Raw genomic sequence first — 25,663 nt, 5'->3', positions numbered from 1 at the left:
CGATGTGGCACGGCCCCGAAGTGCGGGGCGGGAGCAGTGGGCTGCCCACTGCCTCAAGGAGACCCGAGCGAGCGGGTCGGGCACATTGCAACTGGGGGGACTCTTCCGGGAGAGGCAGTGCCCACCCCAAGGGTGGAGCTAGCTGGGTGGTCCGCCCGCACGGCGTCTCATAGCGTGCCCTCATGCACTCCCCCAGCCTCTGGCAGGCACTCCAGCAGCGCCGCTATGTCCTCAGCAGTTGGCCGTGGCGCTCGGCGCTCTATCTGCTGACCAGCGTGCCGCTCGGTATCGCCACGCTGGCCACCCTGCTGCTGCTCGCCCTCGCGGGCAGCGTGCTCACCGTGGTCCTGATCGGTGTGCCCCTGCTCCTCACCCTCGTCCTCACCGGCATCCCGCTGGCCGCCCTGGAACGCCGCAGGCTCCGGCTCCTGGACCGCGACCCGATCCCCGGCCCGCACCGCGAGCCGCGGAGCACGGGGCTGTACTCCTGGCTGCGTACGCGGCTCCAGGAGCGGCCCACCTGGCGGGAGTTGGGCTACGCACTGCTGTTCGCCTGCCTGCTGTGGCCCCTTGAGGGGCTGGCCGTCGGCACCGTCCTGACCGTGTGCGGGGGCCTGATCGCCACGCCCGCGATGATGGCCGCGGGCGGCGACGAGGAGGCCCGCGTACTCAAGCTCTGGATCGCCGACTCCTACCCGGAGGCGTTCGCCGCCCTGGTCGCCGGTGTCCTTCTTCTCCCGCTGCTCGCCTATCCGTTGGGCGTGCTGGCCGCCGGACGCGCCGTACTGACCCGGCAGTTGCTCTCCATCCCGGAGTCCGGGCTCGACTCCCGCATCCAGGAGCTGGGGCGTTCCCGGATGCGTCTGGTGGACGCCTTCGAGGCGGAACGCCGCCGTATCGAACGCGACCTGCACGACGGGGCGCAGCAGCGGCTCGTCGCCCTCTCCATGACACTGGGCCTGGCCAGGCTGGAGAACCCCGCCGAGCCGCTCGGCAGCCTGCTGACCAAGGCGCACGAGGAGGCGGGGGTGGCCCTGGTGGAGATCCGGGAACTGATCCGGGGCATCCACCCCCAAGTCCTCACCGACCGGGGCCTGGAGGCCGCCGTGGAGGACATCGCCGACCGTTCCGCGGTGCCGGTGGACGTGAGCTTCGACCTGCCCGGCCGGATGCTCGAAGCCATCGAGACCGCCGTCTACTTCGCGATCTGCGAGGCCCTGGCGAACGTGGCCAAACACAGCCGCGCGACCCGGGCGAAAGTCACCGGCCGGGCCGAGAAGGGCCGGCTGACGGTGGAGGTCGAGGACAACGGGATCGGCGGCGCCGACACGGTCGACGGCACGGGTCTCCAGGGCGTCGCCGATCGCATCTCGGTGCTCGGCGGCCACCTGCTAGTGTCCAGTCCGCCCGGGGGTCCCACGGTGTTCCGTCTTCAAGTCCCCTGCTCACCGGCCCGATCGAGGACTTGATGTTGCGCATCGTACTGGCCGAGGACAGCGTGCTCCTGCGGGAGGGCCTGGTCGGTCTCCTGGAGCGGTTCGGCCATCAGGTGGTCGCCGGAGCGGGCACGGCCGAGGAGCTGACCGAGGCGGTGCTCGAACACCGCCCGGACATCGTGGTGACCGATGTACGGATGCCGCCCGGCTTCTCCGACGAGGGTCTGCGGGCCGCGGTCGAGCTGCGCAAGAAGCAGCCCGACCTGCCCGTCCTGGTCCTCAGCCAGTACGTCCAGCGCGCCTACGCCGAGGATCTGCTGGACTCAGCGGACGGCACCGGCGTCGGCTATCTGCTCAAGGAACGCATCGGCAACGTCGAGGAGTTCATCGACGCCCTGCACCGGGTGGCCGAGGGCGCCACGGTGGTCGACCCGGAAGTCGTCAGGCAGCTGATCCGGCACCGCCGCGATCCCATGTCGAGGCTGACGGCCCGTGAGCAGGAGGTGCTGGCCCTGATGGCGGAGGGCAAGTCCAACGCCTCCATCGCCGCGGCCCTGACCGTCAGCGAAGGCACGGTCAGCAAGCACTTCGGCTCGATCCTCACCAAGCTCGACCTCAACCTGTCCGACTCCACCAACCGCCGGGTCCTCGCCGTACTGGCCTACCTGCGCGGCTGACCACACCGCCCACAGGCACCCCCCGACCGCCCACACCCACCAGAACGTCACCCGGTCACCCCGCCCCGCCACCCCACCCGCGCCGCCCGCCGCGCCCACCCCACCCGCGTCGCTCCGCTCATCCCGCGAGCCAGCCGCGCTGCGCCGCCAGCGCGCCCAGCTGGAACCGGCTGCGCGCTCCCAGCCGGCTCATCAGCTCGGCGGTGATCCGGCGGCTGGTGCGTACGGAGACACCGAGCTTGCGGGCGATGACCTCGTCGGTGAGCCCGGCGGCGAGCAGCCCCAGCACGGCGGCCTCCTGATCGGCCGGGGCACCGTCGGAATCGCGGCAGCGATCGCGGTCGCGCTCCTCACCGAAGCGTGAGCCCATCTGCCAGACCTGCTCGAACAGTGCCTGGAGGGCGGCGACCGGCCCCGGGCTCGACAGCAGGAACGCGCCCCGGTCCGGATCATGGGGATCCACCGGTAGGAGCGCCACCCGCCGGTCCCAGATGATCATCCGCAGCGGCAGCTGGGGAACGGTCCGCACCTGCCCGCCCTGCTCGCCGAGCCACTGGGCGTACTCGCTGGTCGGCCGGTCGTTGCGGATGCTGTCCAAGTAGACGCATCTGACCCGCACCGAACGCTCCAGCAGCATGAGATCCAGCGGCCGGGACTCCTTCAGGCTCACCGCCGGCTGCGCGCCGCCCGGCAGGAACACCTCGACCTCGTCGCGGCATTCATGGCTGACCTTCTCGATGCAGGACTGGATCGCGTCCGGTCCGCTCGCCAGCTTCACCGTGCTCGGAGCGAGCCGGTCCTCCTCGTCCCGGTAGTCGGCGATGAGCCGTGCCACCGCGAGCTTGCTCTCCGAAAGCGTCTGCTGGAGTTTCAGCAGTTCCATTTCCTGGGACTGGATCAGCATTTTCAGTCCGAGTTCGGGATCCACCAGCCGCGAACTTCCGCGGTTCTCCCAGGACGGCCGCACGAGCGAAAGATCGGAAAGCTCGGCGAGCGCGGAAGAAACCCGGTCGACGGACCAGCCGAACTGTTCCGCCAGCACCTGCACCTGTGCTGTCGGTTCTTTCAACAGGGTGCGATAGGCGTATTCCGCATCCTGGCCGAGCCCGATCTCCTTGAGCATGCCACTCCCCCTCCGTGCCACGGCGTTCCCCCACACCACGCAAGGAACGAACCGTTTCCCTGATGCCCACGTCACTGCCGAAGCAGGCGGCACCGGAGGGAATTCAACCCCATCCCACCGGCTTCTCGGGGGGAGCTTAGCCGCACACTGTTTCGGCACATTTTTGCGTGGATTCCCCAGCAGGAAATCGCGGAAAAATGTAGTTAAAAATTGGGTGGGGTACGGTTTGACCAGAACGAACGAAGCAGCAATCGAGGGGGATCTCAAGAATGCGTGAGAACAGAACTTTCTTCGCGGCGGTCATCGGTGCGGCCTGCCTGAACGTCCTGCTCTTCGCCGGTACGGCGAACGCCGGAACGGACGAGGACCTGCCCTGGACGAAGGCGGCCCCGACGACCGGCGCGTCGCTCACCCTGACGGCCGGCACGGACGACGATCTGCCCTGGACCGGCCCCACCCCCTCGCCGGCCCCGCCGTCACTTTTCGCCGCGGCCACCGTCGGCACCACGTCCGGCGACCCCGACCCGGGCACCGGCACCGACACGGATGAGCCGGACCCGGACCTGCCCTGGACCCGATAACCGGGCAACCACCACGCAAGGCGTCGGCCGAGAAGGTTCCCAGGGGGGTACCTCGGCCGGCGCCTCGCGCGTTGTCCGCACAGCCCTCCACCACGAGCCGTCTTGACACCCACTCACCCCGCAGACAATGATTCCATTAGTTGACTAGTGGAATCGAGGCGAGGCGCGTGGCGGACACGAGCACCCCGAACGGGACTTCGGGCACGTGGGCACTGGAGGCCCGCGGTCTGAGCAAGCGATACCGGCGCGGCTGGGCCCTGCGCGACTGCTCCTTCCGGCTTCCGGCCGGCCGAATCTGCGGTCTCGTCGGCCCCAACGGCGCGGGCAAGAGCACCCTGCTCGGACTGGCCACCCGGCAGGTGGAACCGACCGAGGGCGAACTGCGCGTCTTCGGCGTGCCGGTGGACGACCCCGCGGTGATGCCCAGATTCGCGTTCCTCGGACAGGACAAGCCCCTGTTCAAGCGGTTCACCGTGGCCGAGACGCTGCGCATGGGCAGCGAGCTCAACCCCGGCTGGGACATGGCGGCGGCCGAGCGCATCGTCCGCTCGGGCCAGGTACCGATGCACGCCCGGGTCGGCACGCTCTCCGGCGGTCAGCGCACCCGCGTCGCCTTCGCGCTCGCCTTCGGCAAGCGGCCCGATCTGCTGCTGCTCGACGAGCCGATGTCGGACCTCGACCCGCTGGCCCGCGACGAGATGAGCACGCTGCTGATGGCGGAAGCCGTCGAGCGCGGCACCACCGTGGTGATGTCCTCACACATGCTGACGGAGCTGGAGGACATGTGCGACTACCTGCTGGTCGTCGCCGGAGGCCGGATCAGGATGGCCGGTGACGCCGACGCGCTGGTCCCGGCGCACACCCTGGTCACCGGGGTGACCGAGGACGGGGCGCTGCCCGCCGCACTCGCCCCCCACACGCTGATCGAGGCCCGGATCCAGGGCCGCCAGTTCCGCGCGATGGTGCGGCCGCAGGGCCCGCTGGGCGGTGCCTGGCAGATCACCGAACCCAGCCTCGAAGAAGTGCTGCTCGCCCATCTCCGCTCGCCGGACGCACCCGCGCTGTACACACCCGGCGCCCGTATCGAGGCCGAAGGGGCCAGGACCGCATGAGCACCACCCTGACCGAACCCCGCACCGGGAAGACCTCCCGGCCCCGGATACTGCGCGGCCTGAACTGGCTCTTCGTACGCCAGCACCGCGCCACGCTGGCCGGGCTTCTCGCCCTGGTACTGCTCGGTTCCGCCTGGATCCTGTACCAGCGCGCCGACCTGATCCAGACGCTCGACGCGGTGGGCTGGCCCGAGAAGGGGGCGCCGCAGCAGCCCCTGGGGCGGCAGTACGACTATCTCTCCACCCTGCTGAACGCGATCCCGATCGTTCTCGCCGTCTTCCTCGGCGCCCCGCTGATCGCGGGCGACCAGGAGAACGGCACCGCCCAGCTGGCCACCACCCAGTCCGTGACACGCCGGCGCTGGCTGGCCGCGAAGTGCGCCTGGGGCCTCGGCATCGCCCTGCTGGCCGGGACGGTGCTCTCCGTGTGCTTCACCTGGTGGTGGGAGCCCCACCGCTCGGTGTTCCAGTACACCTGGATGGAAGGCACCATCTTCGACAGCACCGGCCCCATGCTCCCGGCCCTGTGTCTCTTCCTCACGGCAGCGGGCATCACCATCGGCGTACTGCTGCGCCGTCTGCTGGCCTCCATGGTGGTGACCTTCGTCTTCGCCGCCTTCGTCCAGGTCGCCTGGGGCGAGTTCCGGACGAGCCTGGCTCCGTCCCGCATGTTCACCTATCCCCTGAACGAGGAGCTCCCGGCCCGGCTGTCCGAGTCACATGAGCTGGACCGATGGGTCGGCAGCGCCGACGGACACCTCTACGGCTGGGGGTCCTGCGCCGAGGCGACCGAGAAGGCGACGGACGCGTGCATCAAGGAAAAGGGCATCGTCAACAATGTCATCGAGTACCTCGGCTACGACCAGATGGCGGCCATGCAGTGGACCGGCGCGGGCATTCTGCTCGCCGGAACGGCACTGCTGACGGCGTTCACCCTGTGGCGGGTCTCCCGGCGTCCCCTGTAGGGCGCGCGCCCCCTCGTTCTACGTAAAGTGTCGGCATCGAGCGGAAGGTGAAGTCCGTGGTCGTATTCCGCATCGACCGGCGCAGCGGAATCGCAACGTATCTCCAGATCGTCCACCAGGTCGAACAGGCCCTGCGGATGGGCGCCCTGGAAGAGGGTGACCGGCTGCCCACGGCCGCACAGGTCGCGGCGACCACCAAGGTCAACCCGAACACCACCCTCAAGGCGTACCGCGAGCTGGAGCGCGCGGGCCTCGCCGAGGTCCGCCAGGGCGCGGGCACCTTCATCACCCGCTCCCTCGCGCAGCCCCTGACGGGCCCCGACTCCCCGCTGCACAGCGCGCTGTCCGAATGGATACGGCAGGCACACGCCGAGGGGCTCAGCGGCCAGGACGTCACCGCCCTCTTCCGGGCCGCGTTCGAAGCCACGTACCCCTCCGACACGAACGCCTGACCCACCGGCACGTCCCGGTCCGGCTCCGCCGACCATCCGATACGTTCCCCTCGCGCACCGATCCACCGCCGGACCCGCTCCGGACCAGTGGATGAGACACCAGCGAGAAGGGCCGGTCATATGACCGACAGGGAGTCGTACCGGACGGCCGGCGGAGATTTTCCGTTCCCCGGCCAGGGAGGCGTGCCGAAGTGAGCGTGTCCATCTGTCTGTTCACCGCCGATCTGCGGCTGCGCGACAACCCGGTCCTGACCGCCGCGCTGCGGGACAGCGAGCAGGTGGTGCCGCTGTTCGTCCTCGACGAGGGTGTGCGCGCGGCCGGGTTCGACGCACCCAACCGGCTGGCCTTCCTCGCCGACTGCCTGGCCGATCTGGACGCCGGGCTGCGCGAACGCGGCGGACGGCTGGTGCTGCGGTCCGGCGGGGTGGTCGAGGAGGTCTGCGCGGTCGCCGCCCGGTCCGGGGCCCACGAGGTGCACGTGGCCGGGGGCGCCAGTGCCTACGCGCGGCGGCGCGAGGAACGGCTGCACACGGCCCTCGCCGGACAGGGCCGCACGCTCCGGGTCCACGACGCGGTGGTCACGGTCGTCCCCCCGGGGGCGCACGTCCCGCAGCAGAAGGACCACTTCGCCGTGTTCACCCCCTACCTCCGGCGCTGGCGGGAGACGGCCGTCCGAAAACCCCTGGGCGCCCCGCGGTCCGTACCGGTCCCCGAGCACATCGGCTCCCTGGACCTGCCCGAACGCCGGGCCGTCACCGGGGTGTCACCGGGTCTCGCGACGGGCGGCGAGCGGGAGGCCCGCAAACGCGTCACGTCCTGGCTGCGCGGCTCCCTGGACGCCTACGCCGACCGGAACTCCGACCTCGCGGCCGACGCCACCTCCCGGCTCTCCCCCCACCTGCACTTCGGCACCCTGTCCGCCACCGAACTGGTGCACCGGGCCGACCACCCCACCAACGCCGGCGCCGACGCCTTCGTACGCCAGCTGGCCTGGCGCGACTTCCACCACCAGGTCCTCGCGGCCCGGCCGGACGCGGCCCACACCGACTACCGCCCCCGGCACGACCACTGGCGCCACGCCGAGGCCGAGGCACGGGCCTGGCGGGACGGCCTGACCGGCTATCCGGTGATCGACGCGGCGATGCGCCAGCTGAGGCACGAGGGCTGGATGCCGGGCCGGGCACGCATGCTGACCGCGAGCTTCCTCACCAAGACGCTCTACCTGGACTGGCGCCTGGGCGCCCGGCACTTCCTGGACCTGCTGGTCGACGGGGACGTGGCCAACAACCAGCTCAACTGGCAGTGGATGGCGGGCACCGGCACCGACACCCGCCCCAACCGGGTCCTCAACCCCCTCACCCAGGCCAAACGCCACGACCCACAGGGCGACTACGTACGCCGCTGGGTGCCCGAACTCTCCGGCCTGGAGGGCGCCACGATCCACCAGCCCTGGAAACTCCCACCCCCGGAACGAGCCCGCTACGCCTACCCGGCCCCCCTCGTGGAACTCCCCGACGCCCTGGCCAGATTCAGGCAGGCCCGCGACCAGCGGTGACACGGCACACCCCCGCCGCACCCCGGACACCAGAAAACCCCAGGTCAGGGACTATCCGACCTGGGGTTCTTCTGAGCCGCCTTCGGGATTCGAACCCGAGACCTACGCATTACGAGTGCGTTGCTCTGGCCAACTGAGCTAAGGCGGCGCGCCCTGTCGCACCATGGTGCGATCAGCAGCGACGCCAAGTCTACACAGTTTCGGCAGGTGCTCCGTACCGGGCACCTCCGGGGCCATCAGCGCAGGTCAGACGGATCGGGCGGGTCAGGTGCACTTCTTGCCGTCGGTGGGCGGGGTGCCCTCCAGGAGGTAGGTGTTGATCGCCGTGTCGATGCAGTCGCTGCCGCGGCCGTACGCCGTGTGGCCGTCACCCTCGTAGGTGAGGAGGGTGCCGGAGGAGAGCTGGCCGGCGAGGGACCGCGCCCACTTGTAGGGGGTGGCCGGGTCGCGGGTGGTGCCGACCACGACGATCGGGTCGGCGCCCTTCGCCTCGGTGCGGTGCGGGGAGCCCGCGGCCTTCGTCGGCCAGTAGGCGCAGTTCAGGGACGCCCAGGCGAAGCCGCGGCCGAAGACCGGGGACGCCTTCTCGAAGCCGGGGACGGCCTTGCGCACCGCGTCCGGACCGTCGAAGGCGGGCGGCAGATCGAGGCAGTTCACGGCGGCGTTGGCGTACATCAGGTTGGCGTACTTACCGTTCGGCTCGCGCTCGTAGTAGCTGTCGGCAAGGGCCAGGAGCCCGGCGCCGTCGCCGCGCCGGGCGCCCGCGAGGGCCTCGCGGAGCTGCGGCCAGGCCGTCTCGTCGTACATGGCGGCGATCACACCGGTGGTGGCCAGGGACTCGCCCAGGTCACGGCTCTCCCCCGTCGGGACCGGCTTGGCGTCCAGGTCCGTGAAGAGCTTCTTGAGGGCGGTGGCCGCGTCCGCGGTGGACGTGGTGCCCAGCGGGCAGTCCGTCTTCTTCACGCAGTCGGCGGCGAACGACTGGAACGCCCCCTCGAACCCGGCCGTCTGGTCGCGGTTCATATCGATGGCCTCAAGAGACGGGTCCATCGCACCGTCCAGGACCAGGCGCCCCGCGCGGGTGGGGAACAGGTCCGCGTACGTCGCACCCAGGAAGGTGCCGTACGAGGCCCCGACGTAGTGCAGCTTCTCGTCGCCGAGCAGGGCGCGCAGGACATCCATGTCGCGGGCCGTCTCCACCGTGGAAACATGCGGAAGGATCGTGCCCGAGCGCTTCTCGCAGCCGCCCGCGAACTTCTCGAAGGCGCCGCTGAGCCTGGTGGCCTCGCCGGCGTCGTCGGGCGTCTGGTCGACCTGCGTGAAGGCGTCCATCTCCTTGCCGGTGAGGCATTCGACGGGCTCGCTCCGGGCCACACCGCGCGGGTCGATGGCCACCATGTCGTACCGGGCGCGGACCTGGGCGGGGTAGCCGATCGCCGCGTACCCCTGGAGGTAGCCGACCGCCGAACCGCCGGGTCCGCCCGGATTCACCAGGAGGGAGCCGATCCGCTTGCCCGGACCGGTGGACTTCTTGCGGGAGACCGCCAGCTTGATGTCCCCGTCGCCCGGCTTCCCGTAGTCCAGCGGTGCCTTCATCGAGGTGCACTGGAAGCCCTCGACACCACAGTCGCGCCAGCTCAGCTTCTGCGTGTAGTACGACGTGAGGCCCTTGGGGGCGGCCGTACCGGTGGCCGAAGCGCTGGAGGTCGAACTGCCGCTGCTACAGCCTGAGACGAGCAGGCCGGCAGTGCCGAGGCCGGTGGCGAGGGTACGGAGCAGGCGCCTGGTGTTCATCCTGGGAGCGTAGTCGCCGGGTGACGACTCGTCCGATTCCCTGCTCAATCGGGTGAACGGTGGCGAAGGCCCCGGACCTGAGCCGCAATACGCCTCAGCCCGCCCGCAGCGACATCGTCATCGCCTCCACCGCCAGCAGCGGCGCCACATTGCGGTCCAGCGCCCTGCGGCAGGCGATCACCGCCTCGATCCTGCGCAGCGTGTGCGCCGGGGCCGACGACTCCGCGATCCGGTCGAGGCTGTCCCGTACATCGGCGTTGGCGATGGCGATCTGCGAGCCGAGCTGGAGCGCCAGCACATCGCGGTAGAACCCGGTCAGTTCGGTGAGTGCCAGATCGAGGCTGTCGCGCTGCGTACGCGTCTTGCGGCGCTTCTGCTTGTCCTCCAGGTCCTTCATCACCCCCGCGGTGCCGCGCGGCATCCGGCCCCCGGCGACCGCGCCGAGCGCCGCCTTCATGTCCTCGGTCTCCTTGACGTCGACCTCCTCCGCCATCTGCTTGGCATCGTCGGTGGCCGTGTCGATCAGCTCCTGGGCCGCCTTGAGGCAGCCGCCGACGTCGGCGACCCGCAGCGGCACCTTGAGCACGGCGGCACGCCGCGCGCGGGCCCGCTCGTCCGTGGCCAGGCGGCGCGCCCGGCCGATGTGCCCCTGGGTGGCGCGGGCCGCCGCATGGGCCCGCTCCGGGTCGATGCCGTCCCGCCGGATCAGTACGTCGGCGACGGCCTCGACCGGCGGCGTGCGCAGGGTGAGGTGGCGGCAGCGGGACCGGATCGTGGGCAGGACGTCTTCGAGGGAGGGCGCGCACAGCATCCAGACCGTGCGGGGCGCGGGCTCCTCGACCGCCTTCAGCAGCACGTTCCCCGCCCCCTCGGTGAGACGGTCGGCATCCTCCATGACGATGACCTGCCAACGGCCCACGGCCGGGGAGAGCTGGGCCCGGCGGACCAGCTCGCGGGTGTCCTTCACTCCGATGGAGAGCAGGTCCGTACGGATCACTTCGACGTCGGCGTGCGTACCGATCAGGCTGGTGTGGCAGCCGTCGCAGAAACCGCAGCCGGGCTCCCCGCCCATAGCCCGGTCCGGGCTGGTGCACTGGAGCGCGGCGGCGAAGGCGCGGGCGGCGGTGGACCGCCCGGAGCCCGGCGGTCCGGTGAACAGCCAGGCGTGGGTCATCCTCGAACCCGAGGGCACGGGCTGACCCGTGGAATGGGCGGTGACCAGCGCATCGGCGTCCTTGGCGGCGGCACCGAGCTGTTCCTGCACTCGGTCCTGTCCGACCAGGTCGTCCCATACGGTCATGGGTCACCGCCCTTCCGGTGGTGTCGTGCGGTGGCGTCGTGCGGGGCTGCGGGGCTGCGGGTCCGCGGGGTGGCGGGACCGCGGCGTCATCATGCGGCGCCGCGGGACTGCGTTCCGTCCCTTCCCATTGTGGGGGAAGGGTCCGACAGTCCCGCCCGCTTGTCGGCCGACAGTCCCGCCCGCCCCGTCAGCCGCGCGGCCGACGGCCCCGGCGCGACGTGCCCGGGTCCTCTTCGTGCTCGCCGAGCAGTTCGTCGGCGAGGGAGGGCAGATCGTCCAGCGGGGTCTCCTCCGCCCAGTCCGGCCGGGGCCGGTTACGCCGGCCCTGTTCCGGCTGGTCGTGGGCGGCCCGGGGGGCCTGCGGATCGTCGCTGATCTGCGGCAGTTCGCGGGTGCGTTCGTTCTCGCTCTCCGCCGCGGCCGGACGCTCGTCCCGGAAGATGCCCGGCGGCACCCGGTCGGCGGGCTCCTCGCCGCGCACGGGCGGAAGGACGGCCGTCTCCTCCGCGTCCCGCACCGGACGGTGGCCGGAACGCCCTGCGGCCGGGTCCGTGACCCTGGGCAGCATGGCCGTCTCCTCGTTGTCCGAGGCCGGGCGGTCGGACCGGGCCCGGCCGGACGACGAACCGCCGTCAGCCGGGCGGTCGGTCGTCTGCGCCTTCGGGACCGGCTGCGTCACCTCGTTCGGGTTCACGATCGGCGTCGGCACCGTGAGCTCGTTGTCCGGAACGGACGAGTTCCCGGGCGCCTCCGCACGCGAAGCAGCCTCAGCACGCGAAGCAGCCTCGGCGCGGGAAGCCTCCTGTTCCCTCGAAGCCGCCTCGGCCCGCGAAACCGCTGCGGCCCGCGCGGCCTCAGCACGTGCGGCTTCGGCACGCGCCGCCTCGATGCGTTCGGCCTCGGCGCGCGCCGCCTCCGTACGGACCGCCGCGGCGGCCTCCGCCTGGCGCCGGGCCTCCTCGGCCCGCATCAGCGCCTCTTCCGCCTTGCGCTGCTTCTCCAGGCGCCGCTCCTCCGCCTCCTTGCGCAGCCGGGCCTCTTCCGCGGCCTGCCTGCGAAGGCGTTCCTGCTCGGCCTCGCGCGCCTTCTCCTCGGCTTCGAGCCGCAGCCGGTCCTCCTCGGCGCGGCGGCGGGCCTCCTCGGCGCGCTGCCGGGCCTCCTCGGCCTGGCGTTCGGCCTCGCGCTGCCGGGCCTCCTCCAGCTCGCGGCGCTTGCGCTCCTCCTCCTCGGCACGGAGCTTGGCGAGCTGCTCCTGGCGCTCACGCTCCAGCCGCTCCTCCTCGGCCTTGCGGGCCGCCTCTTCCTCGGCCTTGCGCCGGGCCTCTTCCTCGGCCTCGCGGCGCGCCTTCGCCTGCGCCTCGATCTCGGCCTCGGAGAGCGGAAGGAGCTGGTCGAGCCGGTGGCGTACGACCGTGGTGATCGCTTCCGGCTCCTGGCCGGCGTCCACCACCAGATAGCGGGACGGGTCGGCCGCCGCGAGGGTGAGGAAGCCGGAACGTACCCGGGCGTGGAACTCCGGCGGCTCGGACTCCAGCCGGTCCGGAGCCTCGGTGAAGCGTTCCCGCGCGGTCTCCGGGTCGACGTCCAGCAGCACGGTCAGATGCGGTACGAGGCCGCTCGTCGCCCACCGGGAGATCCGGGCGATCTCGGTCGGGGACAGATCGCGGCCCGCACCCTGGTAGGCGACGGACGAGTCGATGTAGCGGTCGGAGAGGACGATCGCGCCCCGCTCCAGCGCCGGGCGGACGACGGAGTCGACGTGCTCGGCGCGGTCGGCGGCGTACAGCAGCGCCTCGGCCCGGTTGGAGAGCCCGGCGGAGGACACGTCGAGCAGGATCGACCGCAGCCGCTTGCCGACCGGGGTGGCGCCCGGCTCACGGGTCACGACGACCTCGTGGCCCTTGGCCCGGATCCACTCGGCGAGCGCCTCCACCTGGGTGGACTTTCCGGCCCCGTCGCCGCCCTCCAGCGCGAGGAAGAAGCCGGTGGCCGCGGGCGCGACCGCCGGGTCGCCCCCGCGCAGCGCCTCCCGCAGGTCACGGCGGAGCGGTACGCCCGCCCGGTCGTCCGTCCTGGCCAGGAGGATCGCGGCGACGGGCAGCAGCAGCGCGCCGAACAGCATCAGGACGAAGGCCGCTCCGCCATGGGCGAAGACGAAGTCGCCGGATCCCAGGCGGTGCCGGCCGATGGCGGCGGCGAGCAGCGGTCCTCCGACGGCGCCGAGGGCGACGAGCACCCGGACGACGGCCTGGAGGTGCTCGCCGATCCTGGCGCGCCGGGGCTCCTCGGTCTCCTGGTCCACCAGTGCGTGGCCGGTGTTCGCGGCGACTCCGGCGGTGTAACCGGCGAGCATCGCGATCATCAGCCCGGTCGCGGTGTCGGGCACCAGTCCGAGCGCGAGGAGCGCGATGCCGGTGACGGCGGTGGCGAGGGCCAGCAGCCGGCGCCGCGACAGGGTGGGCAGCACCTTCTGCGCGGTACGGATACCGAGTGCGGTGCCGCCGGTCAGCGCGAGGATCAGCAGCGCGAACGTGGCGGGTCCGCCGCCCAGGTCGGCCGCGTGCAGCACGGAGACGGCGGCGGTCGCGGCGATCGCCCCGGCCACGGCGGCGCAGGCGCCCACGACCAGCGGGAGGGATCCGGTGCGGCCCTTCTCGGGGCCGTCGCCATAGGTCGGCCTGCGCAGACCCTCCAGCGGTGAGCGCGGGCGGGGCGTCGGGGTGGCGGGCAGTTCGAGGAAGTACAGCGTGGAGATCGAGGCGGAGAAGAGCCCGGCCGCGATGTACGAGCCGAGGGCCGCCTGGTGGAAGGAGAACCACTCAAGGCCGGAGCCGAGCAGATTGCCGATCAGCGTGGCGACCAGCAGGACCACCGCGGCGGCGGGTACGGCCAGGAAGTTCGTCCGCAGGGAGAGCCGGCGCAGCGCGTCGAGGCGGTCGGGCAGCGGACGCACGGCCGCGCCTTCGAGCGGCGGGGCGGGCAGCAGCGCGGGGGCCGCGCTCTCCTTGGCCACCGTCCACAGTCGCTCGGCGACACCGGTCACGAAGACGGTGATCAGGATCATCAGGAGCGCCTCGTCGGGTGCCCAGTCGATCCACAGCGGGGCGACGACCAGCAGCGCGAGCCGCAGCCCGTCCGTCCCGATCATCAGCCAGCGCCGGTCCAGCGGCCCGCCGGGCGCCGTGAGCGACGTCAACGGCCCCAGGAGTACGGCTCCGAAGAGCAGGGTGGAAATAATCCGGGCGCCGAACACGGCGGCGACGGCAAAGGCCGCCCCGCGGTATCCGGCTCCGAATGAGCCCTCCAGGACCGCCGCTTGCAGCGACAACAACACCAGCACGAGAAGGGCGAGTGCATCGCCGATACTTCCGACGAGCTGGGCGCTCCACAACCGCTTCAGCGGAGGAATACGCAACAGGGCTCGTACGGCGCGCTCGCGTGAGTCTGCGGCAAGTGTGTCGGAGGTGGGGCTCACGACCGTTGGCTGCTCGGCTCGCGTCATCCGCCCAGCCTATCGGCAGCGGCACGGTGGCCGTCGGCCCCGTCCGAACATATGGCCGCCGAGCGCGCGGCGGCGGACGTACGGCCACCGAAGAGCCGCCGCCGAGCCACTGCCGAGCAGCGGGACAGGACGGGTCAAGCCGGGACATGACTCACGCCCGGTGCCTGGAGAGGCACCGGGCGTGAGCCGACGGTCCTGACACCCGCACGAGGCATCCGACCTCGACGGGCCGAACGTCGGCGTATCAGTCCGCAACCGGTCAGTCCCCGACCGGTCAAACCTCAACCGGTCAAACCTCAACCAACCGGTCGAACCCTGACGGGTCAGACCCCCGACGGGTCAGTCGTTGACGGTCGAACCGGAAGCGGCGGTCTTCTTCGCCGCCGTCTTCGTGGTCGTGGCCTTCTTGGCCGTCGTCGTCTTCTTCGCGGCGGTCTTCTTGGCGGCCGTGGTCTTGGTCGCCGTGGTCTTGGTCGCCGTGGTCTTCGCGGCCGTCTTCTTGGCTGTCGCCTTCTTGGCAGGGGCCTTCTTCGCCGTCTTCTTCTTGGCGGGTCCCTTGGCGCGCTTCTCGGCGAGCAGCTCGTAGCCGCGCTCCGGCGTGATGTCCTCGACGCTGTCGTCGGTCCGCAGCGTCGCGTTCGTCTCGCCGTCGGTGACGTACGCGCCGAAGCGGCCGTCCTTCACGACCACCGGAGCCCCGCTCACCGGGTCCGTGCCCAGTTCCTTCAGCGGCGGCTTGGCCGCGGCGCGGCCCCGCTGCTTGGGCTGGGCGTAGATCGCGAGGGCCTCGTCGAGCGTGATGTCGAACAGCTGGTCCTCGGAGGTCAGCGAACGCGAGTCCGTGCCCTTCTTCAGATACGGGCCGTAGCGGCCGTTCTGCGCGGTGATCTCGACGCCCTCGGCGTCCTCGCCGACGACGCGCGGCAGCGACATCAGCTTGAGCGCGTCGGCCAGCGTCACCGTGTCCAGCGACATGGACTTGAAGAGCGAGGCGGTCCGCGGCTTCACCGCGTTCTTCCCGGTCTTCGGCGTGCCCTCGGGCAGTACCTCGGTGACGTACGGGCCGTAGCGCCCGTCCTTGGCGATGATCTGGTTCCCGCTCACCGGGTCCGCGCCGAGCTCGAAGTCGCCGCTGGGCTTGGCCAGCAGCTCCTCCGCCAGCTCCACGGTCAGCTCGTCGGGTGCCAGGTCCTCGGGCACGTCGGCGCGCTGGTGGCCCTCGGAGTCCTTCTCGCCGCGCTCGATGTACGGGCCGTAGCGGCCGACCCGGAGCTTGATGTCGTTGCCGACCGGGAACGAGGAGATCTCCCGGGCGTCGATGGCGCCGAGGTCGGTGACCAGTTCCTTCAGGCCGCCGAGGTGGTCGCCGTCGCCGTTGCCCGCGTCGGACGCCGCACCGGCACCGGCCGTGTCGTCACCGGGGACCGCGCCGAAGTAGAAACGCTTCAGCCACGGCACGGACTGGGCCTCGCCCCGCGCGATGCGGTCGAGGTCGTCCTCCATGCGGGCGGTGAAGTCGTAGTCGACGAGTCGGCCGAAGTGCTTCTCCAGCAGGTTGACCACGGCGAAGGAGAGGAAGGACGGGACGAGCGCCGTGCCCTTCTTGAAGACGTAGCCGCGGTCGAGGATCGTCCCGATGATCGAGGCGTACGTCGACGGACGGCCGATCTCCCGCTCTTCGAGCTCCTTGACCAGCGAGGCCTCGGTGTAGCGGGCCGGGGGCTTCGTGGCGTGACCGTCGACCGAGATCTCCTCGGCGGACAGCGCGTCGCCCTCGCCGACCTGCGGCAGGCGTCGCTCACGGTCGTCGAGCTCGGCGTTCGGGTCGTCGGCGCCTTCGACGTACGCCTTCATGAAGCCGTGGAAGGTGATCGTCTTGCCGGACGCGGAGAACTCGGCGTCCCGGCCGTCGCTCGCCCGGCCGCCGATCTTGACGGTGACGGAGTTGCCGACCGCGTCCTTCATCTGGGAGGCGACGGTCCGCTTCCAGATCAGCTCGTAGAGCCGGAACTGGTCGCCGGTGAGCCCGGTCTCGGCGGGCGTACGGAAGCGGTCGCCGGAGGGGCGGATCGCCTCGTGCGCCTCCTGCGCGTTCTTGACCTTGCCGGCGTACGTACGCGGCTTGTCGGGCAGGTAGCTCGCCCCGTACAGCTGCGTGACCTGGGCGCGGGCCGCGGAGATCGCGGTCCCCGAGAGCGTCGTGGAGTCGGTACGCATGTAGGTGATGAAGCCGTTCTCGTACAGCTTCTGCGCGACCTGCATGGTGGCCTTGGCCCCGAAGCCCAGCTTGCGGCTCGCCTCCTGCTGGAGGGTCGTCGTACGGAACGGTGCGTACGGGGAGCGGCGGTACGGCTTCGACTCGACGGACCGGACCGCGAACGTGGAGTCGGCGAGCGCGGCGGCCAGGGCGCGGGCGTTCGTCTCGTCCAGGTGCAGCGTCTGGCCGGAGGCGGACTTGAGCTGCCCGTCCGGACCGAAGTCGCGGCCCTGGGCGATCCGGCGGCCGTCGACCGCGCTGAGCCGGGCGGTGAGGGTCGACGGGTCGGACGCGTCACCGGCTCGGCCGGTGGAGAAGGTGCCGGTCAGGTCCCAGTACTCGGCGGAGCGGAAGGCGATGCGCTCGCGCTCCCGCTCGACGACGAGGCGGGTGGCGACCGACTGGACACGGCCCGCCGAGAGCTTCGGCATGACCTTCTTCCACAGGACCGGCGAGACCTCGTAGCCGTAGAGGCGGTCGAGGATACGGCGGGTCTCCTGGGCGTCGACCATGCGCTGGTTGAGCTCGCGCGGGTTGGCGACGGCGGCCCGGATCGCGTCCTTGGTGATCTCGTGGAAGACCATCCGGTGGACCGGGACCTTGGGCTTCAGGACTTCCTGGAGGTGCCACGCGATGGCTTCGCCCTCGCGGTCCTCATCGGTGGCGAGGAAGAGTTCGTCGGACTCGGCCAGAAGCTGCTTCAGCTTCCTGACCTGGGCCTTCTTGTCGGCATTGACGACGTAGATGGGCTGGAAGTCGTTCTCGACATCCACGCCGAGACGACGCACCTCGCCGGTGTACTCGTCCGGCACCTCGGCGGCGCCGTTCGGCAGGTCGCGAATGTGCCCGACGCTCGCCTCGACGACGTATCCGGGGCCGAGATAGCCCTTGATCGTCTTCGCCTTGGCAGGCGACTCGACGATGACGAGTCGGCGGCCGCCCTGTGCGGTCTCGCTGGTCGGGGACAACTTCGCTCTTCTCTCCGGTCGACACTCGGTGGGCATCCGGGCAGCGCCGTGACGCTGCCCGCGGTGCTGTCGCTGCGGAGTGTGACGGTACAACCCGCCCCCGTGTCAAACGGCAAAAGCCCGCAACGGCCACTCGAACGGTAACCCGACTTCCGCCATTCCTGCCGCCCGGACCGTCCGGTCCGCGCCGTCATGGCCTGCGGCCTGCGGATTTCCGGGTGCCGTCGGGCCGCCCGCGGGCGGCGGGCCCACCGGGTGTCCGGCCCTGCTGGGAGCAAGGATCAGATGAGCGTGAAACACCACAGGCCGAGGCCGAGGAAAACCACGCCGAAGAGTGTGGCGAGGGCGGTGGAAGCGACGGGGCTCACACCGTGCGCCACCGGCGCGCGGTGAACGGCGCGCGCCCCTGTCCAGACCAGGAGGGCGGTGCCGAACAGTGCGAAGGCCGCACCGGCGAAGACCGCTGAGACGCTCTCCATGTCGTACCCCTCAACCCATCGCGAACCTGTGGTGGTGAACCCGTCCGGCGGTGACCGCCCGGCAGGGGGAGGCTGCCACGCCGGGGCATCGCCGACACGAACCCCGGGTGAACAGCACTCCCCCGGCGGCAGCGGCCGCGTCGGCCTCCTGTCCGATGCCCGCGCGGGGCTCCTGCGGAGTACCCCCGGAAGGGCCGGGACCGGAATCCGCGGACCGGGCGGGAGCGAGGCAGCGGCGCGTGTGAAGACGCTGGTGAGAAGGCCGTTGAGTACGTAGGACGGGGCCGGGCCCTGCCGGAGCGGAGCCCGGCTGCGGGTGCGGCGGCAGGGACCACGGCGGGGCCGACCACAGGTCCGGCCACAGGTCCGGTCACAGGTCCGGCTACGGGTCCGGCCACGGGTCCGGCCACGCGTGCCAGGAAGGGCCGGGAACCGGTATCCGGGCCCGGCAACAGCCGTCGCCCGCCCGCCCGGTGGTCGGCGTCGACGCGCCTGGTCAGCTCAAGGACGGCCGGACAAACCCGTCCACGTCCCCGCGCCGCGAACGTCCGGGCCCGGACCGGCACTTCGTCCGCACCGAGCCGCCGCACGGTCGGCCACAGCTGCCCGGCGCACCGTCCCGGCACGCCACCTACGCGACGGAGAGCACGGCGCAGGCCCTCTCGGAGTCGTACAGGTACGGGGCGGGAGGTGCGGGTGACCGCTCGGGCCGGATCACCGGGCCTCCCGCGCCGTCCGACCGGCCTTCTGTCCCGCCATCCGGCCTCCCGCGCCCGCGACCGCCGTCACCCGGCCTCGGGCCCCGCCCCCCCCGGCCTCCCTCGCCCACAACGCCCGTCACCCGGCCTCCGGCCCGGCCGCGGGCACGGGCACCGGCTCCAGGAAGCCCTCCTCGACCAGCAGCCGGATCGCCTGCGGGGTCCGGTCACGCAGCAGCACCGGGTCCTCGGACATCAGCTGGGCGATGGCGTCCAGAATCCGGCCCGCGGGCAGCGAACCGTCGCACACGCCCGCGAACCCCGCGGCGACCGCGTCCACCTTCGTCGCCCGCATCATCCCTCGGTGCTGGCGCAGCACCACATGCTCGGGGTCCTCGGCGCCGGGCATCCCGACCTGCTCCTGCACGACCTCCGCGGCCAGGGTGAAGTGCCCGGCCAGCAGGGCCGCGTCGTCCTGCTCCCGGAGGTAGTCCTGACGGGCGAAGTGGTCCAGGACGGCCGGTCCGAGCGGCTGCTCCACCGCGTGCGGCCACTCCTCGACCACGATCGACGGATTCCCGGCGACGGCCGCGGCGGACTTCCGCAGGGTGATCCAGCCGAAGCCGACGGCCCGGGTCCGGCGGGCGTCGAACTCGTCCAGCCACGCCTCGTAACGGGCGGCGTACTCGGCCGGGTCCGTGCGGTGGTCGCCGCTGTCGCGCAGCCACAGCTCCGCGTACTGCGTGACGTCCTGCACCTCACGCTGCACGATCCAGGCATCGCAGCCGTGCGGCACCCAGGAACGCAGCCGGTCCTGCCACTCCTCGCCTTCCACGTGCTGCCAGTTGGCGAGGAACTGGGCATAGCCGCCCTCGTTCAGCCGGTCGCCGGAATCGCGCACCAGGGTCCGGCACAGGTCGTCGCCGCCCATGCCGCCGTCGCGGTAGGTGAGGCGGGCGCCGGGGGAGATGACGAACGGCGGGTTGGAGACGATCAGGTCGAAGGTCTCGGTGCCGACCGGCTCGAACAGGGAGCCCTCGCGCAGGTCGGCCGGGGCGGCGCCGGACAGGGCGAGGGTGAGCCGGGTGAAGTCGAGGGCGCGCGGATTGAGGTCGGTGGCGGTGACCCGGGTGGCGTGCTGGGCGGCGTGCAGCGCCTGGATGCCGGAGCCCGTACCGAGGTCGAGGGCGGCGGCGACCGGCGTACGGACGGTGATCCCGGCGAGCGTGGTGGACGCTCCGCCGACGCCCAGGACGACCCCCTCCTCGTGCGAACCGATGCCGCCCGCGCCGCCGACCGCGCAGCCGAGATCGGAGACGATGAACCAGTCCTGGCCATCGGGCCCGCTGTACGGCCGGATGTCGACGGTGGCCCGGACCAGGCCGTCCCGTCGGCTCAGCCAGCCGTCCTCGACGCACTCCTCCAGGGGAAGCGCGGCACGGGCCCGCTCGTACGGGACGGGGTGCTGAAGAAGAAACAGCCGCACCAGCGTGTCGAGCGGCGTTTCGCCCCGGGTGGCCCGCAGGGCGGGGACCGTCTCGCTGCGGGCGAGCGCGGCGTACGCGGGCGCACCGAGCAGTTCGAGGAGCCCGTCGGCGGTGAACGCGGCGGCGAGCAGGGCCTCACGGAGGCCGGGGATACGGTCGGGCGCGGGAAGGCTGGTCGTACTCACCCGCCCATTGTGTCCGCTCCCACCGACAACGGCAGCGGCCCGGCCACCCGCAGGGGGTGTCCGGGCCGCGCCGTGCGACCTTGGGTCAGGCCTTCTTGCTGGCCGAGGGGGTGGGCGACACGGGCTCGGACGCCGAGGGAGCCGCGGCCGGCGGCGCCGACGCCGTCGGCTTCTGGCAGCCCTTCTGCTTGGCCATCGCGGTGCCGACATCGCCGGACTGAAGCTTCTTCAGTGCCTGGTCACCGTTGGTGCTGATCTTGTTCAGCTCGTCGGCGATGCCCTTCAGACCGTCGGCGAACTTCGCCTGGTCCTTCGTGTCGAGGGCATCGACCTTGGTCTTCAGACCGGCGTAGGCCACGGAGGAGGCGTTGAGCTCCTTCACGGCCTCCTTCTGCGTGGTCTCGCCGTCGTCGACCGGCGGCGCGCCTGCCGAGTCCACGGCCGTGCCCAGCGCCTTGTACGCCTGCGAGATCTGCTGGAAGGCGGCGGAGTCGGTCTTCTGGACGTCTGCGGGCTTGCTGTTGTCCGCGGTCTGCTGCTGGATGGCCGCGTTGGCGTTCGCGATCTTCTGCAGCTGGGGCTGCACCTGGTCGCAGACGTTCTTGGCCCAGTCGTTCACCTTGTTGTCGCTGTCGTCGCTGCAGCCCGACAGCGTCAGTACGAGTACCGCACCGCCGGACAGTGCGGCAGCAAGCTTCTTGTTCACCGGATTGGTCCCTTCCAAGGCTCTCGGCCCCGGAACTTACACGCCGAGTGGGCGACATCCGGGTGCCGGGCATCCGATGTACATGCTTTTGCAGCCATTTGCACCAAGGGAAATGAGGGAGATACAACTCACCTACGTGCTCGGGCACTCGTACGGACACTCATCCGGTCGACTGACCCTGCGAACTCCGGCCGACCGGAGAACACGGCCCCAAGACCCCACGGACACACGGACACACGGGCGCGAAGACAGACTTGGGGGCGGACATGGGGAGGGGCAGGGGGGCGAGCGGGGGGGGGACACGGAGACGGACGGCACCTCAGAATGCGCCGCCCGTCCACCCCTTGACCGTGTTCTACCGCATCTCGATCGGACGGAACCCGCGGAATCCTGTGGTCCGCCCGGCCGAACCGGTCATGAAGCCGCCGCGGGATCCGGTGACTTGGCCGGCTGACCGCCTTCGCCCCCGGAGCCGTCGTCGTCACCCACGGCGATTCCACGCCGTTTGGAGACGTAGACGGCACCGACGATGACCGCGATGGCGAAGGCGGCCACCACGGCCCGCACTCCGGCGCTCGCGTCCTGCCCGTAGCTGAACTGCACCACCGCCGGAGCGATGAGCAACGCCACGAGGTTCATCACCTTGAGCAACGGGTTGATCGCCGGGCCCGCCGTGTCCTTGAACGGGTCTCCGACCGTGTCACCGATGACCGTCGCGGCATGGGCATCGCTGCCCTTGCCGCCGTAGTGCCCGTCCTCGACGAGCTTCTTGGCGTTGTCCCACGCACCGCCGGAGTTGGCCAGGAAGACCGCCATCAGGGTGCCCGTACCGATCGCACCCGCGAGATACGAGCCGAGCGCGCCGACCCCGAGGGTGAAGCCGACCGCGATCGGCGCCAGGACCGCGAGCAGCCCGGGGGTGGCCAGCTCACGCAGGGCGTCCTTGGTGCAGATGTCGACCACGCGCCCGTACTCCGGCTTCTCCGTGTAGTCCATGATCCCGGGATGCTCGCGGAACTGCCGCCGCACCTCGTAGACCACGGCCCCGGCCGACCGTGAGACCGCGTTGATGGCGAGCCCGGAGAAGAGGAAGACGACCGCCGCGCCGAGGATCAGGCCGACCAGGTTGTTGGGCTGCGAGATGTCGAGACTCAGCCCCATCTCCCCAGCACTGGCCCCCACATCGTCGACCGCGGTGGCGATGGCGTCGCGGTACGAGCCGAAGAGCGCCGCGGCCGCCAGTACGGCGGTGGCGATGGCGATGCCCTTCGTGATGGCCTTGGTGGTGTTGCCCACGGCGTCCAGGTCGGTGAGGACCTGGGCACCGGCGCCGGTGACATCCCCGGACATCTCCGCGATGCCCTGGGCGTTGTCGGAGACCGGCCCGAAGGTGTCCATGGCGACGATGACACCCACGGTGGTGAGCAGCCCGGTTCCGGCGAGAGCCACCGCGAAGAGCGCGAGCATGATCGATGTCCCGCCGAGCAGGAAGGCCCCGTAGACGCCGAGACCGATCAGCAGCGCGGTGTAGACGGCCGACTCCAGGCCGATGGAGATGCCCGCGAGCACCACCGTCGCCGGCCCGGTCAGCGAGGACTTCCCGATGTCCTGGACGGGGCGGCGACTGGTCTCGGTGAAGTAGCCGGTGAGCTGCTGGATCAGTGCGGCCAGAACGATGCCGATGGCGACGGCGACCACGGCGAAGATCCGCGGATCGCCGCCGTGCGAGGTGATCGAAGCATCGGTGACCCCGTCCAGTTTCGCGTACGAGGACGGGAGATAGACGAACACCGCCACCGCCACCAGGACGAGCGAGATCACCGCGGAGAGGAAGAAACCCCGGTTGATCGCGGTCATCCCGCTGCGGTCGGCATGCCTCGGGGCGACGGCGAAGATCCCGATCATCGCGGTGAGCACGCCGATCGCCGGAACGATCAGGGGGAAGGCCAGTCCGGCGTCCCCGAAGGCGGCCTTGCCGAGGATGAGCGCGGCCACGAGCGTCACGGCGTACGACTCGAAGAGGTCGGCGGCCATACCCGCGCAGTCACCGACGTTGTCGCCCACGTTGTCGGCGATGGTGGCGGCATTGCGCGGGTCGTCCTCCGGGATGCCCTGCTCCACCTTGCCGACGAGGTCGGCGCCCACATCGGCGGCCTTGGTGAAGATGCCGCCCCCGACCCTCATGAACATGGCGATCAGCGCGGCCCCGAGGCCGAAGCCCTCCAGCACTTTGGGCGCGTCGGCGGCGTAGACGAGGACCACGCAGGAGGCGCCGAGCAGGCCGAGACCCACCGTGATCATGCCGACCACACCACCGGTGCGAAAGGCGATCTTCATTGCTTTGTGCGAGACGGAGGTGAGATCTTTCTCCGGTTCACCTTCTGCCGGAGTCGCCTCACGCGCAGCAGCCGCCACACGCACATTACTGCGCACCGCGAGTCGCATACCGATGTATCCGGTGGCCGCCGAGAAAAGCGCACCCACCAGGAAGAACAACGAACGTCCCGCGCGCTGCGACCAGTTGTCGGCCGGCAACAACAGAAGCAGGAAGAATACGACGACGGCAAAGACACCGACCGTACGCAGCTGCCTGGCCAAATAGGCATTCGCGCCTTCCTGGACGGCCGCCGCGATCTCCTTCATGCGCTCGGTGCCCTCACCGGCCGCCAGGACCTGGCGCACCAGCAACCGGGCGACGACCAGCGCGGCGACGGCGACGACCGCGATGACGACGACGATCAGCCGGTTGCCGTCGGTGAGTTCCGCCGCCGCGAGTGAGGCGGGGCGGCCGGAAAGTGCGGATTCTTGCGTCAGTACTGCCACGGGTGTGTTGACGAACTCCGCCATACGTCCTCCTTGACGCTCAGCGCTCAAGACGTGGACGGATTGTAGGGAGCGGAACCTGATCAAAACAGTGGGCAGGGAACGGAATAGGAAACTCTCCCCCCAACGCCAAAAGATCAGGCCACCGAATCGGCCCGAATGCAGTAATGGGGCAGGCGCATTTGCCCCGGAGATCATTGATCAAGCAAAAAAGGAAAAGGGCCCTGCTCAGCAAGGCCCTGAAAATCGAAACAACGGACGGATCGCCGGGCGACCGGGACCACCGAGCGGCGCGGGCTCACGGGGCGACAAAGGATCGCCGGGCGCACAGGATTCACCGGGTGCACCGGGTGCACCGGGTGCACCGGGTGCACCGGGTGCACCGGATCACCGGGGGGAGGCGCAGCACCACCAGCCACCACGGGGCCACCAGGCGGCGCGGGATGTAACCGGGCGGCCGGGGGCACCAAGGGCACGGGTCAAGGCTGCCACGCGGCCCCAGGCACCCGCACGTGTCAGGAAAGCAGCGTCGCGTGCGCCATGGGCCAGCTCATGCGGATCACTCCGCCGTTGGCGCCCGACCGGACTTCTACGTCGTCCACCAGCCCACTGATGACCGCGAGGCCCATTTCGTCCTCACCGTCACCGTCGGGATCGGGATCGGGTTCATCGAGGCCCACCTCGGGCGTGGCGCCGGCCGCTCCCGGTGCGCCGGTGGCGGGGACGCTCCCGGGGCCGGGAACCTCGTCACCGACCTCGATCGAGAACGTCTTGTCCTCATCGGTCAGCACGACGCTGACCGGAGAGGTGATGCCATGGCTGCGATGCAGCCCGACGGCGCGGCTGCACGCCTCGCCGACGGCGAGTCTGACCTCGTCGAGCACCGCCTCGTCCACGCCGGCCCTCCGCGCCACGGCGGCTGCCACAAGGCGGGCCGTCCTGACATGTTCAGGCTGAGCGCTGAAGCGGAGTTCAACGGTGGCCATGTGATCCCCCTCGAACGTTCGGGCGTGCGTCTCAGGGGCCCGGGCGTGTCGCCCGGTACCCCTGCTCTCCTCCTCCGGAAGCCGACAAAGCCGACAGCCGACCAAAGGTCGACCGCCTGCCCGTCACGGCCTGCCTGCTGCCGCTGCCGGTCCGTCACTGCCTGCCTGCCGACCGATTGGCCGACCTGCGCCGACGTCAGTCGGTGGCCGCGACAGCCTCGTCGACCGTGGTGTGAATCGGGAACACCTTGGTCAGACCTGTGATCCGGAAGATCTTGAGAATGCGCTCCTGGTTGCAGACCAGGCGCAGCGAGCCCTCATGGGCTCGGACACGCTTCAAGCCACCCACGAGCACGCCGAGGCCGGTGGAGTCGAGGAAGTCGACACCTTCCATGTCGACAACCAGGTGGTAGCTGCCGTCATTCACCAACTCGACCAACTGCTCGCGCAGCTTGGGCGCGGTATACACATCAATCTCGCCACCGACCTCGACGACCGTACGGTCGCCACCAGGGCCGGACACATTGCGAGTCGACAGGGACAGGTCCACGGATCCTCCAGCACCTTGCTATCGAG

General features: G+C 70.8%; 18 protein-coding genes and 1 tRNA gene. 7 read left to right on the top strand and 12 right to left on the bottom strand.

The features are described 5' to 3' along the window. The first annotated feature begins 182 nt into the window (after positions 1-182). Both A6A29_RS09555 and A6A29_RS09550 read left to right on the top strand, forming a co-directional pair. A complete protein-coding gene (locus A6A29_RS09555; protein ID WP_073719562.1) occupies positions 183-1,469 on the top strand; it encodes a sensor histidine kinase in 1,287 nt (428 codons plus the stop codon). Beyond that, on the top strand, positions 1,469-2,113 hold the full coding sequence (locus A6A29_RS09550) for a response regulator transcription factor (protein ID WP_073719561.1): 645 nt from the start codon (positions 1,469-1,471) through the stop codon (positions 2,111-2,113). Before A6A29_RS09555 ends, A6A29_RS09550 begins: the two co-directional genes overlap by 1 nt. Positions 2,114-2,231: 118 nt before the next feature. Here the strand turns inward: A6A29_RS09550 and A6A29_RS09545 are convergent, their stop codons facing one another. Further along, positions 2,232-3,236, bottom strand: a complete 1,005-nt coding sequence (locus A6A29_RS09545; RefSeq protein ID WP_073719560.1) for a helix-turn-helix transcriptional regulator — start codon at positions 3,234-3,236, stop codon at positions 2,232-2,234. A 269-nt stretch (positions 3,237-3,505) separates the two neighbouring features. Here A6A29_RS09545 and A6A29_RS09540 point away from each other — a divergent pair, with 269 nt between their 5' ends. The 5 genes from A6A29_RS09540 (at position 3,506) to A6A29_RS09520 (ending at position 7,902) form a co-directional block, all read left to right on the top strand. Next, positions 3,506-3,817, top strand: coding sequence for a hypothetical protein (locus A6A29_RS09540; protein WP_073719559.1), 312 nt, complete (start codon positions 3,506-3,508; stop codon positions 3,815-3,817). A 167-nt stretch (positions 3,818-3,984) separates the two neighbouring features. Further along, positions 3,985-4,929: an ABC transporter ATP-binding protein gene (locus A6A29_RS09535; protein WP_073719558.1), complete on the top strand. Its 945-nt coding sequence runs from the start codon at positions 3,985-3,987 to the stop codon at positions 4,927-4,929. After that, entirely contained in the window at positions 4,926-5,894 is a 969-nt protein-coding gene (locus A6A29_RS09530) for an ABC transporter permease (RefSeq protein ID WP_073719557.1), read from the top strand. Before A6A29_RS09535 ends, A6A29_RS09530 begins: the two co-directional genes overlap by 4 nt. Before the next feature lie 47 nt (positions 5,895-5,941). Next, the gene (locus tag A6A29_RS09525; protein ID WP_073719556.1) at positions 5,942-6,346 is read left to right on the top strand and encodes a GntR family transcriptional regulator; all 405 of its coding nucleotides are present in this window, start codon (positions 5,942-5,944) and stop codon (positions 6,344-6,346) included. A gap of 191 nt (positions 6,347-6,537) precedes the next feature. After that, the gene (locus tag A6A29_RS09520; RefSeq protein ID WP_073719555.1) at positions 6,538-7,902 is read left to right on the top strand and encodes a cryptochrome/photolyase family protein; all 1,365 of its coding nucleotides are present in this window, start codon (positions 6,538-6,540) and stop codon (positions 7,900-7,902) included. A 74-nt stretch (positions 7,903-7,976) separates the two neighbouring features. On the opposite strand, the gene A6A29_RS09515 is transcribed toward A6A29_RS09520, so the two are convergent. The 11 genes from A6A29_RS09515 to A6A29_RS09465 form a co-directional block, all read right to left on the bottom strand. Then, positions 7,977-8,050 (bottom strand) — tRNA-Thr (locus A6A29_RS09515). Positions 8,051-8,166: 116 nt separating this feature from the next. Further along, complete coding sequence (locus A6A29_RS09510) at positions 8,167-9,696, bottom strand: alpha/beta hydrolase (RefSeq protein WP_073719554.1); 1,530 nt, start codon at positions 9,694-9,696, stop codon at positions 8,167-8,169. 94 nt (positions 9,697-9,790) lie between these two features. Next, on the bottom strand, positions 9,791-10,996 hold the full coding sequence (locus A6A29_RS09505) for a DNA polymerase III subunit delta' (RefSeq protein WP_073719553.1): 1,206 nt from the start codon (positions 10,994-10,996) through the stop codon (positions 9,791-9,793). 187 nt (positions 10,997-11,183) lie between these two features. Further along, positions 11,184-14,498, bottom strand: a complete 3,315-nt coding sequence (tmk, locus tag A6A29_RS09500) for a dTMP kinase (protein ID WP_073719552.1) — start codon at positions 14,496-14,498, stop codon at positions 11,184-11,186. Positions 14,499-14,837: 339 nt separating this feature from the next. Continuing rightward, positions 14,838-17,723: a type I DNA topoisomerase gene (gene topA, locus A6A29_RS09495; protein ID WP_073719551.1), complete on the bottom strand. Its 2,886-nt coding sequence runs from the start codon at positions 17,721-17,723 to the stop codon at positions 14,838-14,840. Between the two features lie 281 nt (positions 17,724-18,004). Then, positions 18,005-18,202 carry a hypothetical protein gene (locus A6A29_RS09490; protein ID WP_073719550.1) on the bottom strand — a complete coding sequence of 66 codons (198 nt, stop codon included), beginning with the start codon at positions 18,200-18,202 and terminating at the stop codon, positions 18,005-18,007. An 837-nt stretch (positions 18,203-19,039) separates the two neighbouring features. Further along, complete coding sequence (locus A6A29_RS09485) at positions 19,040-20,572, bottom strand: DUF7059 domain-containing protein (protein WP_073719549.1); 1,533 nt, start codon at positions 20,570-20,572, stop codon at positions 19,040-19,042. Positions 20,573-20,657: 85 nt separating this feature from the next. Continuing rightward, positions 20,658-21,278, bottom strand: coding sequence for a small secreted protein (locus A6A29_RS09480; protein WP_073719548.1), 621 nt, complete (start codon positions 21,276-21,278; stop codon positions 20,658-20,660). A gap of 414 nt (positions 21,279-21,692) precedes the next feature. Beyond that, positions 21,693-24,125, bottom strand: a complete 2,433-nt coding sequence (locus A6A29_RS09475; RefSeq protein WP_073719547.1) for a sodium-translocating pyrophosphatase — start codon at positions 24,123-24,125, stop codon at positions 21,693-21,695. A 491-nt stretch (positions 24,126-24,616) separates the two neighbouring features. Then, positions 24,617-25,087: an ATP-binding protein gene (locus A6A29_RS09470; protein WP_073719546.1), complete on the bottom strand. Its 471-nt coding sequence runs from the start codon at positions 25,085-25,087 to the stop codon at positions 24,617-24,619. 196 nt (positions 25,088-25,283) lie between these two features. Further along, on the bottom strand, positions 25,284-25,637 hold the full coding sequence (locus tag A6A29_RS09465) for an STAS domain-containing protein (RefSeq protein WP_003967428.1): 354 nt from the start codon (positions 25,635-25,637) through the stop codon (positions 25,284-25,286). Positions 25,638-25,663: the final 26 nt, after the last annotated feature.

This window comes from Streptomyces sp. TSRI0281 (genome assembly GCF_001905125.1).
GTDB lineage: Bacteria > Actinomycetota > Actinomycetes > Streptomycetales > Streptomycetaceae > Streptomyces.
The sequence above is the reverse complement of the archived record's forward strand: the minus strand, read 5'-3'. Positions and strand labels throughout refer to the sequence as shown.

Coding starts and splice junctions, on each gene's coding strand:
- A6A29_RS09540 (WP_073719559.1), top strand. CDS start 3,506: ATGCGTGAGAACAGAACTTTCTTCGCGGCGGTCATCGGTGCGGCCTGC.
- A6A29_RS09510 (WP_073719554.1), bottom strand. CDS start 9,696: ATGAACACCAGGCGCCTGCTCCGTACCCTCGCCACCGGCCTCGGCACT.
- A6A29_RS09475 (WP_073719547.1), bottom strand. CDS start 24,125: ATGGCGGAGTTCGTCAACACACCCGTGGCAGTACTGACGCAAGAATCC.
- A6A29_RS09490 (WP_073719550.1), bottom strand. CDS start 18,202: ATGGAGAGCGTCTCAGCGGTCTTCGCCGGTGCGGCCTTCGCACTGTTC.
- tmk (WP_073719552.1), bottom strand. CDS start 14,498: ATGACGCGAGCCGAGCAGCCAACGGTCGTGAGCCCCACCTCCGACACA.
- A6A29_RS09470 (WP_073719546.1), bottom strand. CDS start 25,087: ATGGCCACCGTTGAACTCCGCTTCAGCGCTCAGCCTGAACATGTCAGG.
- A6A29_RS09530 (WP_073719557.1), top strand. CDS start 4,926: ATGAGCACCACCCTGACCGAACCCCGCACCGGGAAGACCTCCCGGCCC.
- A6A29_RS09550 (WP_073719561.1), top strand. CDS start 1,469: ATGTTGCGCATCGTACTGGCCGAGGACAGCGTGCTCCTGCGGGAGGGC.
- A6A29_RS09505 (WP_073719553.1), bottom strand. CDS start 10,996: ATGACCGTATGGGACGACCTGGTCGGACAGGACCGAGTGCAGGAACAG.
- A6A29_RS09545 (WP_073719560.1), bottom strand. CDS start 3,236: ATGCTCAAGGAGATCGGGCTCGGCCAGGATGCGGAATACGCCTATCGC.
- A6A29_RS09555 (WP_073719562.1), top strand. CDS start 183: ATGCACTCCCCCAGCCTCTGGCAGGCACTCCAGCAGCGCCGCTATGTC.